The 15,773-nt window shown below is 41.0% G+C and carries 17 protein-coding genes; 8 read left to right on the top strand and 9 right to left on the bottom strand.

All coding sequences use genetic code 11. From position 1 onward, the window contains the following. Window positions 1-40: 40 nt before the first annotated feature. From FN831_RS12560 to FN831_RS27700, 6 genes are read left to right on the top strand one after another with little or no spacing between them, the layout of a single operon-like run. On the top strand, window positions 41-262 hold the full coding sequence (locus FN831_RS12560) for a hypothetical protein (RefSeq protein WP_142528567.1): 222 nt from the start codon (window positions 41-43) through the stop codon (window positions 260-262). A gap of 58 nt (window positions 263-320) precedes the next feature. Continuing rightward, a complete protein-coding gene (locus FN831_RS12555) occupies window positions 321-623 on the top strand; it encodes a hypothetical protein (protein ID WP_142528566.1) in 303 nt (100 codons plus the stop codon). A 2-nt stretch (window positions 624-625) separates the two neighbouring features. Next, entirely contained in the window at window positions 626-1,099 is a 474-nt protein-coding gene (locus FN831_RS12550) for a hypothetical protein (RefSeq protein ID WP_142528565.1), read from the top strand. 10 nt (window positions 1,100-1,109) lie between these two features. Next, on the top strand, window positions 1,110-1,352 hold the full coding sequence (locus FN831_RS12545; protein ID WP_142528564.1) for a hypothetical protein: 243 nt from the start codon (window positions 1,110-1,112) through the stop codon (window positions 1,350-1,352). 9 nt (window positions 1,353-1,361) lie between these two features. Beyond that, window positions 1,362-1,556, top strand: coding sequence for a hypothetical protein (locus tag FN831_RS12540; RefSeq protein ID WP_142528563.1), 195 nt, complete (start codon window positions 1,362-1,364; stop codon window positions 1,554-1,556). Window positions 1,557-1,559: 3 nt separating this feature from the next. After that, on the top strand, window positions 1,560-1,733 hold the full coding sequence (locus FN831_RS27700) for a hypothetical protein (RefSeq protein WP_185960464.1): 174 nt from the start codon (window positions 1,560-1,562) through the stop codon (window positions 1,731-1,733). Here the strand turns inward: FN831_RS27700 and FN831_RS12535 are convergent. Beyond that, the gene (locus FN831_RS12535) at window positions 1,727-1,921 is read right to left on the bottom strand and encodes a hypothetical protein (protein WP_142528562.1); all 195 of its coding nucleotides are present in this window, start codon (window positions 1,919-1,921) and stop codon (window positions 1,727-1,729) included. The two genes, FN831_RS27700 and FN831_RS12535, sit on opposite strands and share 7 nt — an antisense overlap. 80 nt (window positions 1,922-2,001) lie before the next feature. Between FN831_RS12535 and FN831_RS12530 the strand changes: the two genes are divergently transcribed. After that, window positions 2,002-2,472: a JAB domain-containing protein gene (locus FN831_RS12530; RefSeq protein WP_221931336.1), complete on the top strand. Its 471-nt coding sequence runs from the start codon at window positions 2,002-2,004 to the stop codon at window positions 2,470-2,472. 20 nt (window positions 2,473-2,492) lie between these two features. Here the strand turns inward: FN831_RS12530 and FN831_RS12525 are convergent, their stop codons facing one another. Both FN831_RS12525 and FN831_RS12520 read right to left on the bottom strand, forming a co-directional pair. After that, complete coding sequence (locus tag FN831_RS12525) at window positions 2,493-3,929, bottom strand: AAA family ATPase (protein ID WP_142528561.1); 1,437 nt, start codon at window positions 3,927-3,929, stop codon at window positions 2,493-2,495. A gap of 907 nt (window positions 3,930-4,836) precedes the next feature. Further along, the gene (locus tag FN831_RS12520) at window positions 4,837-5,790 is read right to left on the bottom strand and encodes a DUF5677 domain-containing protein (RefSeq protein ID WP_142528560.1); all 954 of its coding nucleotides are present in this window, start codon (window positions 5,788-5,790) and stop codon (window positions 4,837-4,839) included. A gap of 165 nt (window positions 5,791-5,955) precedes the next feature. Here FN831_RS12520 and FN831_RS12515 point away from each other — a divergent pair, with 165 nt between their 5' ends. Continuing rightward, window positions 5,956-6,831 carry a hypothetical protein gene (locus tag FN831_RS12515; RefSeq protein WP_142528559.1) on the top strand — a complete coding sequence of 292 codons (876 nt, stop codon included), beginning with the start codon at window positions 5,956-5,958 and terminating at the stop codon, window positions 6,829-6,831. Window positions 6,832-7,913: 1,082 nt separating this feature from the next. On the opposite strand, the gene FN831_RS12510 is transcribed toward FN831_RS12515, so the two are convergent. From FN831_RS12510 to FN831_RS12485, 6 genes are all read right to left on the bottom strand, one after another. Further along, entirely contained in the window at window positions 7,914-8,339 is a 426-nt protein-coding gene (locus FN831_RS12510; RefSeq protein WP_142528558.1) for a hypothetical protein, read from the bottom strand. A gap of 12 nt (window positions 8,340-8,351) precedes the next feature. Next, window positions 8,352-10,493, bottom strand: coding sequence for a hypothetical protein (locus FN831_RS12505; RefSeq protein WP_142528557.1), 2,142 nt, complete (start codon window positions 10,491-10,493; stop codon window positions 8,352-8,354). A gap of 62 nt (window positions 10,494-10,555) precedes the next feature. Further along, window positions 10,556-11,122, bottom strand: a complete 567-nt coding sequence (locus FN831_RS12500) for a hypothetical protein (RefSeq protein ID WP_142528556.1) — start codon at window positions 11,120-11,122, stop codon at window positions 10,556-10,558. Between the two features lie 104 nt (window positions 11,123-11,226). Further along, window positions 11,227-12,291: a restriction endonuclease PLD domain-containing protein gene (locus tag FN831_RS12495; protein WP_142528555.1), complete on the bottom strand. Its 1,065-nt coding sequence runs from the start codon at window positions 12,289-12,291 to the stop codon at window positions 11,227-11,229. 447 nt (window positions 12,292-12,738) lie between these two features. Beyond that, window positions 12,739-14,610: a hypothetical protein gene (locus FN831_RS12490; RefSeq protein ID WP_142528554.1), complete on the bottom strand. Its 1,872-nt coding sequence runs from the start codon at window positions 14,608-14,610 to the stop codon at window positions 12,739-12,741. A gap of 125 nt (window positions 14,611-14,735) precedes the next feature. Continuing rightward, window positions 14,736-15,641 carry a restriction endonuclease gene (locus tag FN831_RS12485; protein ID WP_142528553.1) on the bottom strand — a complete coding sequence of 302 codons (906 nt, stop codon included), beginning with the start codon at window positions 15,639-15,641 and terminating at the stop codon, window positions 14,736-14,738. Window positions 15,642-15,773 lie beyond the last annotated feature (132 nt).

Genomic DNA, 15,773 nt, shown 5'->3' with positions numbered 1-15,773 from the left:
CTCAATTGTTACCGTTTAATTTTTCATTTAAATCTATCCTATGATGTGTACATGCAGCGAAAAAACAGAAAAGAAAGCTTTGTTTGAGTTGGCTAAAGCCCTTAAACACTTTGTTAACCTCGATGATTTAAAAATGCACCCGGGTGATTTACATACCGCAGAAGTTGCCGAGAAACTGGTGCGGAGCATCATTGAGGACAATGGTTATACAGCCAGTTACCTCAAAAGGCGTGGGACCAGGCTTTTCAGGTTCCCAAGGTAAGAGCAAAATAATCAATGGTTTCATCTCGGGGGAGCAATCCTCCATATAATAGTTTAAAATGGAAGGACTTCTGATAGCCTATGATTTTAAGTTCACGCTGGTTGTCAAAAAGCGGAACGGAAGGACGTTTCAGCGCCACCTTGCCGCAGGTATTGGCCGGGATTTTAATGGCGCATTGTGGGATGTGTATTTCAAACTCAAAAAAAGGAAATGCGAAATCCTGAAAGTTAACCGCGTAGAGCCGATTCGGATAGCCTTTGCTTTTAAGGGCAGCGAATCGCTGCGGCTCAAATTGGCGGACTATCCGCCCGCTCTTCCGGAAGACCTGGAAGATGCATTGAAATATTTACCAAAAAAATGAGTATGAAAAAGCAACAAAAGACAACTATAATATTATGCGCTTTAGACCCTGTGGGCGTGCCGTTGTACATCAACCGCGGCGAAAATGAAATGACAGCTTTTAATTTGGCCTGTGAATTTTGCGGGTTGCACAGCTATAGCGGTTGGCGGGAAAATACCCATGGTCTGTATCTACTGCGCGGCGGTAGGGAAAGGAAAGAAAATCTAATGATCGGGCTGCTTGAGGTGCCGCTACTGCCCAAAGCATTGGAAGCGGTTACTGATCGCCTTAGGTATTACAACCAGTACGGCGAGGAATTATATACCAAAGATAAAAAGCAGTTTGAGGATTACCGGGATTTTATCATCAGGGTGCTGAGCAAAGATTGTAGCGGGATCACTGATCCCAATGAAAGCTATACGAGCGGCTATGGCGGGAGCCATATCTGGATTGCTGAACGCAGCAGTGGCAGGCGGGTATTAATGATGCACTTCTAAAAGGTGGAGGATGAGTCCCTATATCCGTGATTTAAAAGGTCAGCTGATCGAGGTGACCGATCTGAATGAAGCCATTACCCAAACCGCCGGCTACATCGGGATCTTGTATCAGCAACAAGATCCCTGCTTAAAAGCATTTGTTAAAAGTCGTCAGCGGTATTGGAAGGATATTTTCCAAAAGCTGGGCCGGCTTAAAACAAAAATCGAAGCTGGAAAAGTAAACGAATACGAACAGACGCAGGACCGTCAATAAATAATACTTATGAAATCAATCGCACAATTAGACAATACCGCAAAAGTTAAACTTTTGCATGAGTTATTTCCCAGGGAAGTGAAACCCATCATCGAAAATTTAAAAGAGGTCTGCTCGGATTTTGAGATGCACCAGCAGCAGTATCGCGACAACTGGGACTTCGGTTTTTTTAGTTTTGATGAGTGGCTGAGCCTGTCCCGTTAAACGATGCAGCAGATCAAAAAATTTGAGTTGAACATGATTCGCAGCAGCCGGGTGTTTTCCGAGCAGCTTTGTTTCAACCTTCAGGCACTTTTTGTCAACGACCGGATCATTAAATATGCCGATAAAATCAGCACCAATGAAAAGTTTAAACTCATGGTGCAGGTGCTGTATTATTGACCACCAGCAAGAACCGGATCGCCACCCGCTGACCAGCGGGTGGCGTTTTGACGCTGCAAAAGAATGGGGCTAAGGATCAGTAAAATGAGGAACTCTTCTATTAATCCGGCACTAAGTTCGGGCGGTACTTTCGGGGCGCAAAAATTGTTCGGCATAAACGCTCGGATGGCCTTTCCCCGCTTTTCCATTTATTCCGCTGCATTTTTTGCTTGCTCAGCACCGCTCGGGAGACGCGCACAATTAATCAAATTTTCAATTAAAAATTAAGATGATGAAAGCGCAAATCCAAAATTCCCTGTTCATGGTATCAGAAATTAAAGTAAGTTATCAGCCCAAATTTAAAGCCTGTGAAAGACCTAAAGTGACCCAATCAAAGGATGCCTACAATATTTTGTTTCATAACTGGGATCAGGGAAGAATCGAAATGAACGAACAGTTTTTTATCCTGCTGCTAAACCGCGCAAATAACGTGATGGGAATGGCTGAGATCTCCAGCGGTGGATTTTCAGGAACACTGGTTGATCCGAAGCTGGTATTTGGTATTGCTTTGAAAAGCTGCGCCAGCTCGATCATCCTTTGCCACAACCACCCTAGTGGTAATTTGAAGCCCAGTGAAGCAGATCTTACCATGACCAAAAGACTGGTGGAAGCTGGAAAACTATTAGATCTGATGATATTAGATCACATCATTCTGACCAAACGTGATTATTTCTCCTTCGGAGATGAAGGGCTTTTATAGCCCTTTTAAACTATGTCTGGTTATAGGTCGAAAAGTGGATCCATTAGGACTTCAGATTGTACCAGCCCTGGATGGCTTCCTGCATTTTTAACGCCATAGGTAGTGACCATTGTTAAGAATACCGTTTTCTTTGTTCCGGTTTGTTGTTGGAAACAATCGATTTTATTGTTTAGTTCAGTGGCATAAGTTTTAGTGATCTCAAATGGTTTGGCAGAAAATTTCATTTCGCAAACGCTAATACACCCATCATTACGATCGATGAGCAGGTCAATTTGTGCACCTTTTTCTGTTTTAACTTTTGGTTGGTATCTCCAGACAGATTCTTCAGTGTAGATCGCTTCTATTCCCATCGCCTTTTTTATTTGAGGTATGTGCTTTAAACAAATACTTTCAAATGCATTTCCGCTCCAGCTTGTCCAGGATTGTCCGGTCATTGCCTTTAGCCATGTTCCGCTACCGGTTGCCTTGCTTCCATCTATATATTTTAAATAAAATAACGAGTATTCATCGACCAGTTTGTAAAGTTTGTCCCTGCTTGTTTTTCCAAATGGAGTATAATCTGCTATAAAACCAGATTCAATCAATTCATCCAATAATTTGGTCGCATGTCCACCGGTTGTCAGCTTGCAGGTATCGATGATTTCTTGTCGTGACAAGCCCTTTCCTTTCTTTGCGAGTGCCTTTACAATATCGATATGGCTTTGCGCATTGTCAAAAAGGGAAAAATAGAGGTTTTTGAATTCGTCCACAAGAAGACCGTCTTTTGTAAAGCATAGCTTATCGATCACCTGTGCTGCACTCTCTCCAGGTACAATTTCCTTTAGATAATGAGGGATGCCTCCCATCGCCATGTATAGTTGCAGGAGCTGATATTTATCAAGTTTGATCTTCCTGTTTTTCAGATAAGCGGCTGTTTCTCCTACTGTAAAAGGCAGCAATCTGATCCGTTTTGTTACCCGGTTATGTAACCCGCCCTTGTTATTTATGATCTTTGTGATCATCCAGGAGGCAGCTGATCCGCAAATAACCACTACAAGTTTTGGCTGTCGTGATGCCCATGTATTCCAAAACTGTTCAAATGCCGGCAAAAAACCGGATTTTGGGGTATCTATCCAGGGAAATTCGTCCATGAAGATGACTGTTCTTTGGTTTTTAAGCAGAGGAGTTAAATACTGTTTCAGCATTTCAAATGCCTTAAGCCAGCTGTCCGGTTTGGCCAGAGGTAGGGATCCGGACGCCTGGGTTAACGCTAGGCTGAATCCTTCTAATTGTTGATCTAAAGTAGCGTGATGAATACCTGAAAATTCAAAGGCAAGTTCCCTGCTGAATCCATTTCTGACGAGGAAGGTTTTACCTACACGCCTCCTTCCGTAGATTGCCACCAGTTCTGCATCCCCGGATTTCTCTATGTCCAGTAATAGCTTTTTTTCTGTTGCCCGCCCGATTATTGTTTCCATCTGATCTCTATTATATAGTAAAGGTAAGAATTGTAACCGATTTATGGCGTGATATAATGTTTTATACTACGCCATAACTATGTTTTTGTGACCACTTATGGCGGGGTATGGATTTTTATAATGCGCCATAAGTATGCTTTTTGAATTAAAATTAACTGGTTACCATGTCTATATGTATAAGCTGCTCTCCTTAGAAGAAGAGTAATTTTGTTGACAAATTAGGAACCGCTCTTGTCTTTAATAAAATAAGCGTTTTTTATTGATTGATGGGAAATGAATGTCGGAAGCTCTGATATTACTTCGTAACGGACGTGGAAGCATAAAAATAATGAAATTAAGACACTTATAAATGGTTATTGCTTTTCCATAAGTTGCTGAGTACACTTAGATCGTACTTTGTGTAGTTAAGTACCTAGCCAATGTGTTATGATGATATAACTTCGCGAAAGTCTTTTAAAATCATTGAATCAGCACCAGCCAGGCGATGCCAGCGATTGGTGTATATCTTTCGCCGGGAGATGGATGCAGTAATTTCCAATCTTAAAAGTGTAACAAATAATTTCGCCCAGTTTGAATATTTAGATCCTGCATTAATAGGAACCAAGGCTTCAATAGCACTTTTATTGGGACTTATCAGCCCAACGTCCTATCCAGCCTATATTGTATGGGTATGGGCTCAACCGCAATGGAAAATGGCAGCTGTGTAGAAACGAGGTATGCTGACCCCAAGGCTGTAAAAAATATACCAAAAAGAAACTGCGGCAATCTTAGGAGCCCAGGGATTTCAGGGTTTTAAACCGTAGGACTGTAAATTTTTACAGTCCTTGAAGATATTCGATCCGGGATACACCAGCATCTTTTTTTCATTAGCGGATCGGTGAGTATGCGATTAATTGGTCAGTTTGTGCTAAAAGTATTTTTTTATCCATGCTATTGTTTGCTGTTCTTTCGATAAATCACTATTTTCATTTTCCTTTAGATAGCTTTCGAGCGAGCTGATCATCTTGTCTCCGTCTGGCATGTTGGCCATTTCTGATAAAATCCTTTCAAAAGGTCCGTCTTTAGGACGCTTAAAATTCATCTCCTCATAGGTGATCAGCTCAGGATAAAATACGTATGGAGTGAACTTCGCTTCAATTGATTTTATTTCTTTCATGAAATTCGGCTTGAGATTTAGTTCCTTCTTGAAGGACTGGCAGAGCTTCACCAACAGATAGGGAGCATAGAATTTATTAAAGCTTTCATAATAGCTGTGAAAATTATCAGAGGAGAAAACAGTTGGCCCTTCCCTTTCATACCAGCCCATCCTTAACAAAACATTTGGGCTAAAATGTACCATCCTGGAAGTGGCATGGTAGAGAAAATCGTACAGTGGTTTTAGTTTGGAATCTATGGCCATGTGCTCCACGCTTGGGAAAATCTTGTTTTTGTTCAAGCCATTCTTTTCCATCAGTTTTTTCAGTGCATCTTCCTTTTCTGCAATCATCCCTTCTATCTCCTTGTAGGTTACCGAACGCTGTAACGGCGCATTCTTTTTCAGGAACATTGTTTGTGCATTGATCGAACCGAAGATGAGATAAAGTATATACTCGGAAATGACAGTGTCTGTATCTGTGGAAAAATGCTTTTTCAAAAACTTCATCGTGATCAAATCCTCGCAAAGGCCCCTAAGAAAGGGCGAATAGAAAAAACTGTTTTTAGGCGAGCGGGTCTTGTATATGAATAGGCTGAAATCCAATGATTTAGCCAGCACTGCTTTCAAGACGGTTGAGTAGGTATCCTTATATAAATCCGGAACCGGTACCGAGTTGTATTCCTGAATCAAGACGTTGAGCTTTTCAAGATGCGATTTAATTTTCATTGTAAGCGAATATAGTAATCTTAGCCTACAATGGCCTTGTTTACGCAGAGTGTGATCGGATTGGCGTATACGCATAGTTTACCCCAATCAAACTATTAAAAAATGCGAGTTTGTAAAACGTGATCTTTAAGTTATCTTCAACCAATAAAATTAATACACTCAAAAATGGGGTACTGGAAACAACTAATGATTGATAGCCATGAGGACGAGGAAGGTAACGCAATTGCTGATGCCCTGGGTATTTCGTATTTCGAGCTAAGGAAAACAGATTACCAGATCGAGGAGAACGTGAGCGACGAAGGAGTTCTTTATAATTATAGGATCGTCTTTTCTGCTGGCAGCCCAAAAGAAACATTGAATAAGATCGAGGGGCTACATGGCAATTCGGTCGATATCGCTACCGAGGTACTGCAGGGTGAGTATGCGCAAGACTGGGATTACGAGTACGATTATGAATATGATGCTATCTCCAGCAGTCCCGGACTCTCAGACAATTTTGACCTCGAGATCGAGAAACTTCGAAAATTGAATGAAGTCGATCTCAAGAATGATGAGCTGAATGCCATCTTGAAGCGCCAGATATATATCGGGGTTATGGGTACGATGGAAACCTTCCTATCTGAAACATTTGTCAAGCTTGCGCTCGCAAATCCCGTCAATCTTGAAAAGTTCGTCAAGTCCAACCCAGAGTTTGCAAATAGGAAATTCGACTTGAAAGATGTCTTCGAAGCCTACAAGAACATCGAACAGACCGCGAAAGGTGTGATGCTCGATACGATCTACCATAATCTTCCTGTTGTAAGAGAAATGTACCGAAGCACTTTTGAGATTGGTTTTCCAGAGATCAAAGAGCCGATTCAGTGCGTCAAGATGCGCCATGACCTTGTACACAGGAACGGCAAGACCAAGGATGGCACTGCGCATGTTTTGGATTCTGACACTATCGACAGTACGATAGCAACGGTCAGGGAGCTAGTTGGGGGTATTGTTGCAGAAATTGATGCAAAAGAGGATTTGGAAATCGATTTCTCAGGGCTCTGAGAACAAATTTTTTGTTTGATTAGTAGTATTACAGCGTATTGTATCAGAAGAAAAATATTGGATGGTGGGCGAATCCAACTCGGACTATAACCATTACTATGGAGGATTCTATGAGGAAGTCAAGCCTGTCTTTATGATGGCGATTGCCGATGCTGTACATATAGTTTCGCTGGAAATGCAAGGCAGCTATTCGCTGTACTGAACAGCATAATTCCCTGCGAGATCTGGAAAGTTGACGGTCATAGTGGGATTAAAGTACTGTCCGATCAGTAGTAAATGGGCCATTGATGAATGAAACCTTATTCTATTCGGGAGTCTTTTTTTAATGTTACAAAGGTGTCCATGGTGTAAGCTTACTATTATTTATCTATATGAGAATAGCGGCGTAGTGACGAGGATTTTGTGTTGGTTTTTTCGGATAATTTATGTGGTTTCTTTTTCTTATTGATGGACCGAGGAGACATCGGAAGCATTTGGTATTATAGACTTTGGCAGGACAAACGTTCGCAGGTTAGGGAACAGGTGCCAAAAGAGGCTTTTCACGGGGGCAGGAATTTTAGGTAGACTTATTTAATCAATAATTGAAGTTCACAAATTTACCTGAAGCTATTTTGTAATTTTAGTATTTGTTAGGCGTGAAAAAATTCGGAAAAATGTGTCTATTTCTCAAATAAATGATCTGAAAAACCCGGAAATGTTCCAGTAGGATCATTAAGGAAATTGCCAGTTTCTTTTTCAATTAGGTCCCATCTTCCCAGATGTCCAATACTCCATAGGGCAAATGGACGGGTTTTAACCTCGATAGTGTAATAGCACTCTAGGAGTTCCACATCACTAATGGTGCCTGATGCATGACGCAGTAGGACGATATAATTAGCCGGATCGACAGTCCTCACGAAGTCCAGCTCTTCTACTGACCTACCCTTGAGCCTAACTAGGAATTTTACAATTAGTGCTTTGCGTACCCTGCCTGTCCAGTATTCACGGATGAGCTCTAGGGCTTGATCGTCGTCGACACTAAGGATGACCACGGCCAGTAATTTATAATGCCCGGAGCGATAATAAGCATTTAAAAGCAGCGACTAAATGTCTTTACTCCATACCTTTTCCGCCAGTTCTGTTGCGCTTATTTGTTCGTAAATATAGTTTGAAGAGAGCAAATGGGTAATGTATTCCAATTGGCGGAACTCGTCCAGACCTGGGATCATGACTTCAAGTATTTGACGCAAGCGTTGACGCTTCAAGTAGGTGGATTCTTTGAAAGCTTCAAATACCTGGTCGTAAATTTTCTCCGTATTCTTTTCTCGTGACAGTCTTTTACAAAGATTTGCAGAAACTGCCTTAAAGTAGGATCCTTCTTCAATGAAAAACTTTACCAATTCTATTAAATGAATAGTGTTTAATACGGCATGCCGCAACAATCCTGTAGGCAAACCGATTTGATCATCCACATCTACTTCATACAGCTCCTCGACTCTTTGTAATTTCTCCGCTATTGATCCTGTCATTCTTTCTGATCTTTAATTACGTATTTGGGTTGTATACTGCGACTTTTTCACCGCGCTGGGTGTAACCCGGTTGCCCGGTACTTTAATGATTACTACACCCCGTTTCTCCTGGTCTGACGGCGCAGAAGAGATTTGATGCTTGACCTGACTTTCAAAAGATCCGACACCATGTGACTTATCTGTAAGGTCCAGGACGAGCAGGATACCTAGTTTCGCCGAGGTATTGCCATATTCCATAACCTGACCGAGGTACAGCTTGCACAGGTTATCAAAGCTGCAATCGTCTATTTCCCGTTTTACTTCGGTGAAAATGCGATAGGATCCAAAGTTAAATGAGACGTCTGCCCGTCCGCTGGCAACATCCATAGTTTCTGTCTGCAAATCACCAAGAGCAGGTTGTGCACTCATGTAGGTATAGTAATCTTCTTGTAACGCACTTTCCAGAGCGTTTTTACTACTTTTGAATAGGTAGCCCATTGCAGGGTGATTCTTTTTTGTATGATCCATTCTTAGTTTGAGAAAGACTAAGGACTGATACAGGATGGTTTGAAAGCTAAGTTTCACTTCCGCGTCATTAAATGATGGGACTTCGGTGAGCTGATCGCAGATTTTTTCAAAAACTGTTACGACATTTTTGGAGGTGGAAGCCGAATTAGTTTGTATGTAGGCAGCTATAAAGTTTTGGAATTCGGTTTTCTCTTTGCCATCAAATTTGGCTACTGCGGGGACAACATTCGAGAGGGTTGTCGTCCCCTGCTCATTTCCCGATGGTTGCGCCGCTTTGAAACTCGCTATTTGTAATTTTAGTTCCTGGGCAATCGGCCAAAGTTCATGTTCTGGTTTTTTTTTCAGCCATTCCTCCAGCAAATAGACCTGGGTATACTGGTCTGCCATTCGCTCTCTGATCCCCGGCTGAAAGAGCTGATCTATTCCATGGCCATGCTTTTTATTTAAGATCGAGCGGCTGCTGGAATATATCTTTAAAAGGTATTCTTCAATGACCATGCCCGGTTCAAACCAACTTAATTCATTAAGATTCACGGTCAGTGTTCCAAGTTTTTCGGCAAGCAGATTCCAGTTCATCAACTCTGTATTCCGCAAGCCAGCCCAACTTAGGGCGGTGTCTGAAGGGTTCCAAGCGGAATAGGTCATGACTCCGTCTTGAAAGCTGTTGATCAGAGGTTCTATTTCGCTAGCTGGCGCTCTTTTTGTAAACTTATCCAGCAAGTCAAGTACAAAGATGTAGTTCCTGGCATCTTCACGACCGCAATAGCCGCTAACTTTGTATTTATCAGGATTGTTGTAATATTTGTCCAGTACTGTCTTCGAAAAATAAGTCAGGGTAAAAAATTTATGCTCCTCGGAATCACTGGAAACCTTATCGAGATCGCCAGCCTGATCATAACCTATGATAAATGAGGCGAAATCCTCCGAGCCCGCATCAAACCAATAGCTGTGACGCCTGCTTTCCATGTTTTTGATGATCACTTTGCCATGGATCCAGCTCTGAAGTTCCCCTGCGCCGGTGAAAGGTAGAACTCTTATCAAGTGCGTGTAATGAGTATGTTCGTCATTGAAAGGTACGTACTTCTCTTCAAGTCCAAAGCTTGATAATTTTTCGCTGCTCATACACATGAAGTCAAAACAAACCGTGAAGTGCACATTACGCACAGAAATATATTCCATCAGGAAGCGTAGCTTTACTTGTACCAGTTCTGCTTCTATTTTTATGGCTTCCTCCAGATCTCCGTTTTCATCGGTGAAAAAGTACGTGCGGTTCTGCTTAGACGACCCGGTTTCGTACAGGTGAAAGTAGTTAATAAACTCTTCGGAGACGTCGATATATTTCTCTTTATTATGGGTAAAGAATTTGTAGTATAGAAACGGTTCAATACCGTTTTCGGAAAAGGCATGGTAGCTGCTTTGTTGTCCACCCCTGGAGATGATACTCGGTCTGCCCTCCCTTCCAGGTTCAATCATCCAGTTGTGATGATCCAGGTATTCCGTCAGGTATTCATCATGAACGATGTTGCAATAAATCTGGGTATCTACTTCGGCTTTATTACTTTGATAGACAGTTGCCCAGCCGTCTTTAATAAAGCTGGTTTTGATTAGCGCCACCTGGTCGAATAATTCAAACTGCTTTTTTTCCATCGCCAGTGTTTTAATCGAAGATAGGGATAAACCAGTTCAATCGTTATTAGAGAATCAAGCCATTAAATGATGTCTTTTTCGCTTGCCCAGGCAATGGTTGAAATCCGTAGCGTGGGATCTTTCATGGCTTGCTCCATTTTCTGTTGAAATTCTGCTTGACATTCTTCTGGAACCAAGTGCGGCTCATGACGGCTCAAAAAGATCAATTGTATAAAGTGCGATTCTGTCTCACAGCGCTGGCTTATGTATTCCGGGTAGTTTTTTCCTGTAGATTTTATATATGACGGGTCACCTTCACTGATTTGTTGAAGAAAATGAACCAGTTCATGAATCAGCACATTGATGCGTGTGGAAAAGTATGTTTCAGGAAGTTCGATCTTATAGTTGTTGTAAGAAAGATGTTTGTAGCCAGGCAATGTATAACTACTCTCATGGGAAGCTTTCGCGAGATTATCATCTGGGATAGCATCTATTGAGAGCATTCGCGGTCCATCCAAGGCGTTATGTGCATGCAAATCATCAAGGTTTTCGTTGTCCCAGCCCTTCCAACTATCGCGGACAGCATAACCCGCTTCAGCCATAAACTTCTCTGTGATGGTTATATATAGTTTAATTTCGTTCGGTGCCATATTCAGGCGTAAATTTAAGCATACCTTTCTGTTTTGCCGACCTGGCCTGTATGATATTATGCCGATTGAGCTGCCGAAAATATTGAACTTGGATTTATTTCTTGTTACAGGTCTGGAGCTTCTGAAATTTCTTTGTTAATACTCATGATTTTCTGGATTACATACTCACAGAATTCTTTGGTCAACCTCATTTTGTCTCCTCCAAAATTGATAGTGCCAAATGTGTTTAGCCCGCTCGGGGTAATATTAAATTCCGCAAGATTCAGCGCAAGTACACGCTCCTTGCTAAGGTAAAATTGATGTTTATACCACCGCTCTCCATAGTGTGGCGTGAGATTTTTGCCCATCACATAATAAGCCCATCGGTGGCTCTCACCAGGTAGTTTTTGCGTCGTTGATACTACCTCAAAAATCGATAATATATGACCATGTCCAACAGCATACGCAATGACGATATGTCCAGGTTTTACCCCTTTCGGATCTTTTGCGAAGTGCAGTGGATATTCAGCTTTATCAAATGGTTCTGCCCATGGAATTGGGTTATCTGATACACCAATCGGCTTCAACCAATAGGTGGTTTTTCTGTTGATATGCAGTGGGTTTTGTGATACTTTAAGAAATTTACTCAGGTCCAACCCTGCCTCTTTTTCACGTTTTTTCTTTGGATGCTGGTCTGCTACAGCCTTCATTTTTTTTACTGTATCCAATATTAATGGATCAAGAAAGGTATGCTTTCTAATTTCTGTGACCATCTTGTCGATCTCAATAATATCTTTAATCACCACACCCCATTGGTTATTGATTATCAATCCGTGCCGGTTAAAATTCGCAGAGGTAATTATGGCTTCACGATACGAACCAGCTTTAATGCTCACATATACTTTCCCATGCAAAAAATTGTCAATCAACACTTCAATGATAACCCCATGCACTTCGCCAAATTCAAACAATTTTAACATGAATTCAATTTTCTGATACTGATCTGCCGTGAATGGCTTGAGTCTGGTGACCAGGGTTATTTTACTGAGGTGAATCATTTCCTCGAAAGGAAAGAAACTTAGATCGTCCCATAGAAAAGGGCTGACAATAATAACCTTGTCTGAATTTAAAAAGCTTGTTTTGATACCATTTAGATGGTTATTGTCCGTTGTATTATTGATAGTTAGCATGAGTGTAAGTTACGATGAATGTGCCAGGTCTATTTCAATTCAATGTGGCCGCTTAGAAGACGTTGTAAACCTCGACCTGAATTTAACTGCTAGACCTCAAAGGTAATTTACTTTGGATATCCTTCCAATTCATTCAAATCTTAGATTATTTTAGATTGCCTCACTGATCGGATTAAAACCTTCAACACGACAATCTAGAGTACTTACCAAAAATTGTGGTAGTGGTCTGTCTGCACCTATAGAAAGCGTCAAAGAAGAACATTTTAAATTTATCTCTCCTGATCGTAAACGTTCTCCAGATATCAAAATGGCCACATTCACTTAATTGTTAGATCAATTAGCAATTATGAAACGGAACGTTGAGTAGGTGCTGAATGCACACTACTGTTAAAACTCCCACTTTTCAATTATTTTCATTTTTTTCAAATAGAAACTATGAAGTATTATCTAGCGGTTAGGTCTATTTTCACCATCAGTTCCAACAACATCACGGACGAGCCAATCAATATCTTTGAGAATGCCAACGATTAGTTTTGGATCCTCTCCTGTATTTGTTCGCAGTTTTCGATACCAGGTCGCCTTATTTTGGCCAAGACTGTGTAAGACACGTGTTTTGTTCACCTCAACCCGCTCACGGTTTTTCAATGTTGTGAAATGCAGTCCCCAATAAATGTACAGATTTTCCTCGCCGTCATGGACCGCCTCGCAGATTGCATGGTGCATAGCCTGGACAACAGTTCCTTTGTAAAATGCTGATTCATAAAACAGCATGGAAAACCTTACAGCTAAACTATTATCCACTTCCCTGAGCGTACCAATATACCCACGCGCACCAGCTACTAAGAAATTATTTGAGATCCTTATCCAAGACCAGCAAGAATTGTTGAAAATGATTGGGTGACATTCCTGTCCGCCAATCTGGTTGAAGTTTCCAAGGTAATTGAAGTTAGTACACACTGTTGCATTCGTATTGGGCACACTTTCCAGCTTCTCAAGTGTTTTTACTTTCTTTTTTTCAAAAGCAACGCTTATCTCTTTTTCGATCATCGCATAAAGTTCGTGAGGATACTTTTTTGCCTTAAGTTCATTGCTTCTCCAAACTAGGCCGTCAAGTTTTCGGAAATAGTAAATGGATTCAATAGGGTGAAGGTCCTCGTATGGTGTGAGGTGAATTCCGAGTACGTGATCAAACTCTATGGTGTGCTGTGTGCCTTCCTTATCCGAAAACGTCACCTCACACCGTGTTCCGTGCACACGTCCTCCATGACTGCACATATGTAAAAGATCAAAAGGATAATTTTCAATAGTATTTTTTAAATTATAACTTGTTGCTCCCTCACCTAAAAGTTTGCGTTGGTACAAATTTTCAAACTCTAAGAGTGACGACAATTTGCTCACTTCGTCATCAATAAATGACTGTGTAGAGAAGATAACCGCAGACCCTGTCAACTTCAATTGTTCATTAAGTACAGCGTTGAAAACGAAAAAATCAGGCCTATAGTTTAGGTGAATCTGCGAGACTGGGATGGACGTGAGCACCAGCCCATAAGGAAGCCCAGTTGTAAAGCAGGTTATAAAATCCTTAGCTGACAGATCAATTTTTGCAATGCGGTTGTTCAGTTTTTCTTTTACCTTTTCTAGTGCATGAGGTTCTCCAGCAGACCAAGTTTCCAAAAGATGTAAAACTTCATCCCCTTCATCTTTTTTCAGCTGATCAACTAAATACACCGATGCTCCAATACTGCAAGCATAATTCACCGCGACAATGTCGGAGATATTACCTTCAACTTCTACGATCACCGCACCCCGTTCTGCTGGATCCGGCATTACTAGCTGTTCATTATATGCTCCGAACTGCAAAAGCCTATTTTCCTTAAGTGCCACAGTTAGTCCTAAAGCAGCCTGACTCTCATCACAGACAAGTGAATCTCCTTTGTACAAAGCAAAACCGCCAAGATAATTTGCGATATCACCCACATCATTAATCTCAAAAAGATTAAAGTGACGCTCAACATCCAAATAGGAGCGTTGCTCTGGTGTCAGGCCAATGTAGATAAGGTTTTCACAGGCTTTATTTTCGGCAAGGGTATTGTTCAGAAAGACAGAAAAATGTTCAGACCTCCTACGCTGGATCGCGTAAATGTCAGGATTTCCGACTGCTTCATCTTGAGCTACATCAACCTTATGGAAGCAGAAAAAAGGAAGATATTGTCCAGCATTGAACAGGTATGTTATAACCTGTGCCGCTAACTTCGTAGCTTCCACATTGGTGACAATTACAAAATCGTTTCGAAGATTAGGCGCGTCAAATGTTTCCATAAACAAATATATCAATTAGCAGATTGAAAGGTCGTCTTTCGAGATCCATCATAAATCACCCATTACTAAATCACTGTCTATGATTTCCTTCGACGATCGATCTTCGGCCACTGGTTTAAAATTGTCTAAAGGTTGTTCATAGTATCATTGCCGTTGGCAATTTTAACCGTTATCTGTCTTGCATAACTCTTCAGTAAAATTTGGACATTCTGCTTGTCATCATCATGATGACTCTGAGCAACATATACAAATTTATCCAGTTGTTCATTTCCCTTACTCATTGAAATTATTCTACCCCAATCTTCATCTGATCCAAAATCTTCAATTAAATCAATTGGATAAGAGGTATTAGCATGCTTGGAAACTTCAGTCCATATAAATTCAAAATTAAAAGGTTCTATATCGTATGGTAACAGATCTTCATCATAATCACTTTGCTGAAAAGCAAACAAGATAAAAACAAGATCTTCCTTACCTAACTTACTTGGCTCAACAACTTCCCTAAGTTTTGAAAGTGTTTTAATATCAGGCAAGGCATCTTGAAACACCCATTGCTTGACAAGGTTTTTCACCCATACTACTGTATCGTCAGAAAAATATTTAACAATAATATCTGGAAAGGCAAGCAATTTTGATTTTATCAGTTTACCGTCAATCACATGGATATTGAAATTAACAATTTGTTGTTTCAATTTTAAAAAATCCCACGCATCCTTTGTAGGATGCGTGTTGGTCATCAACACGAAATGTTTCACTTTATTAGCTTCGGCCCAAGCGATTTTACTAACAAGTTCGACCATTGGAACTCCCGAAGTGTAAAATTTGCATTCAAAAAACCACTTCTCTACATAGGTTCCAAGCAAAGGATTAACGACAGTGACTAAAGCTTCAATATCGCGCCCTGCATCCGCACTGCCCTGAAGCCAGATCATGTCGTGATATTGGTACTTCATCAGCAGATCAAAGCATAGCTCTTCGAATTGTCTCCAGTCGATTCTATCAAAATTTATGTCTTGTTCTTGAAATACCATTTTTAGTCATTAAGCTATAAATATAATAATCACATCCCCAGCATATCTGTCTCTGTTTAAAGCAACGAGTAGTTCTCTATAGGGGCAAATTGTTTTGTGAGCTGATCCCACCGAAGCCGAGGAAATTGTCTC

Source organism: Pedobacter westerhofensis (genome assembly GCF_900182595.1).
In the GTDB taxonomy this organism is placed as follows: Bacteria; Bacteroidota; Bacteroidia; order Sphingobacteriales; family Sphingobacteriaceae; genus Pedobacter; species Pedobacter westerhofensis.
This window is presented reverse-complemented; position numbering and strand designations above follow the sequence as displayed.

What these genes read in the sequence shown, in the direction of transcription:
- FN831_RS12560 (WP_142528567.1), top strand. Translation starts at nt 41, where the DNA reads ATGATGTGTACATGCAGCGAAAAAACAGAAAAGAAAGCTTTGTTTGAG.
- FN831_RS12555 (WP_142528566.1), top strand. Translation starts at nt 321, where the DNA reads ATGGAAGGACTTCTGATAGCCTATGATTTTAAGTTCACGCTGGTTGTC.
- FN831_RS12550 (WP_142528565.1), top strand. Translation starts at nt 626, where the DNA reads ATGAAAAAGCAACAAAAGACAACTATAATATTATGCGCTTTAGACCCT.
- FN831_RS12545 (WP_142528564.1), top strand. Translation starts at nt 1,110, where the DNA reads ATGAGTCCCTATATCCGTGATTTAAAAGGTCAGCTGATCGAGGTGACC.
- FN831_RS12540 (WP_142528563.1), top strand. Translation starts at nt 1,362, where the DNA reads ATGAAATCAATCGCACAATTAGACAATACCGCAAAAGTTAAACTTTTG.
- FN831_RS27700 (WP_185960464.1), top strand. Translation starts at nt 1,560, where the DNA reads ATGCAGCAGATCAAAAAATTTGAGTTGAACATGATTCGCAGCAGCCGG.
- FN831_RS12535 (WP_142528562.1), bottom strand. Translation starts at nt 1,921, where the DNA reads ATGGAAAAGCGGGGAAAGGCCATCCGAGCGTTTATGCCGAACAATTTT.
- FN831_RS12530 (WP_221931336.1), top strand. Translation starts at nt 2,002, where the DNA reads ATGATGAAAGCGCAAATCCAAAATTCCCTGTTCATGGTATCAGAAATT.
- FN831_RS12525 (WP_142528561.1), bottom strand. Translation starts at nt 3,929, where the DNA reads ATGGAAACAATAATCGGGCGGGCAACAGAAAAAAAGCTATTACTGGAC.
- FN831_RS12520 (WP_142528560.1), bottom strand. Translation starts at nt 5,790, where the DNA reads ATGAAAATTAAATCGCATCTTGAAAAGCTCAACGTCTTGATTCAGGAA.
- FN831_RS12515 (WP_142528559.1), top strand. Translation starts at nt 5,956, where the DNA reads ATGGGGTACTGGAAACAACTAATGATTGATAGCCATGAGGACGAGGAA.
- FN831_RS12510 (WP_142528558.1), bottom strand. Translation starts at nt 8,339, where the DNA reads ATGACAGGATCAATAGCGGAGAAATTACAAAGAGTCGAGGAGCTGTAT.
- FN831_RS12505 (WP_142528557.1), bottom strand. Translation starts at nt 10,493, where the DNA reads ATGGAAAAAAAGCAGTTTGAATTATTCGACCAGGTGGCGCTAATCAAA.
- FN831_RS12500 (WP_142528556.1), bottom strand. Translation starts at nt 11,122, where the DNA reads ATGGCACCGAACGAAATTAAACTATATATAACCATCACAGAGAAGTTT.
- FN831_RS12495 (WP_142528555.1), bottom strand. Translation starts at nt 12,291, where the DNA reads ATGCTAACTATCAATAATACAACGGACAATAACCATCTAAATGGTATC.
- FN831_RS12490 (WP_142528554.1), bottom strand. Translation starts at nt 14,610, where the DNA reads ATGGAAACATTTGACGCGCCTAATCTTCGAAACGATTTTGTAATTGTC.
- FN831_RS12485 (WP_142528553.1), bottom strand. Translation starts at nt 15,641, where the DNA reads ATGGTATTTCAAGAACAAGACATAAATTTTGATAGAATCGACTGGAGA.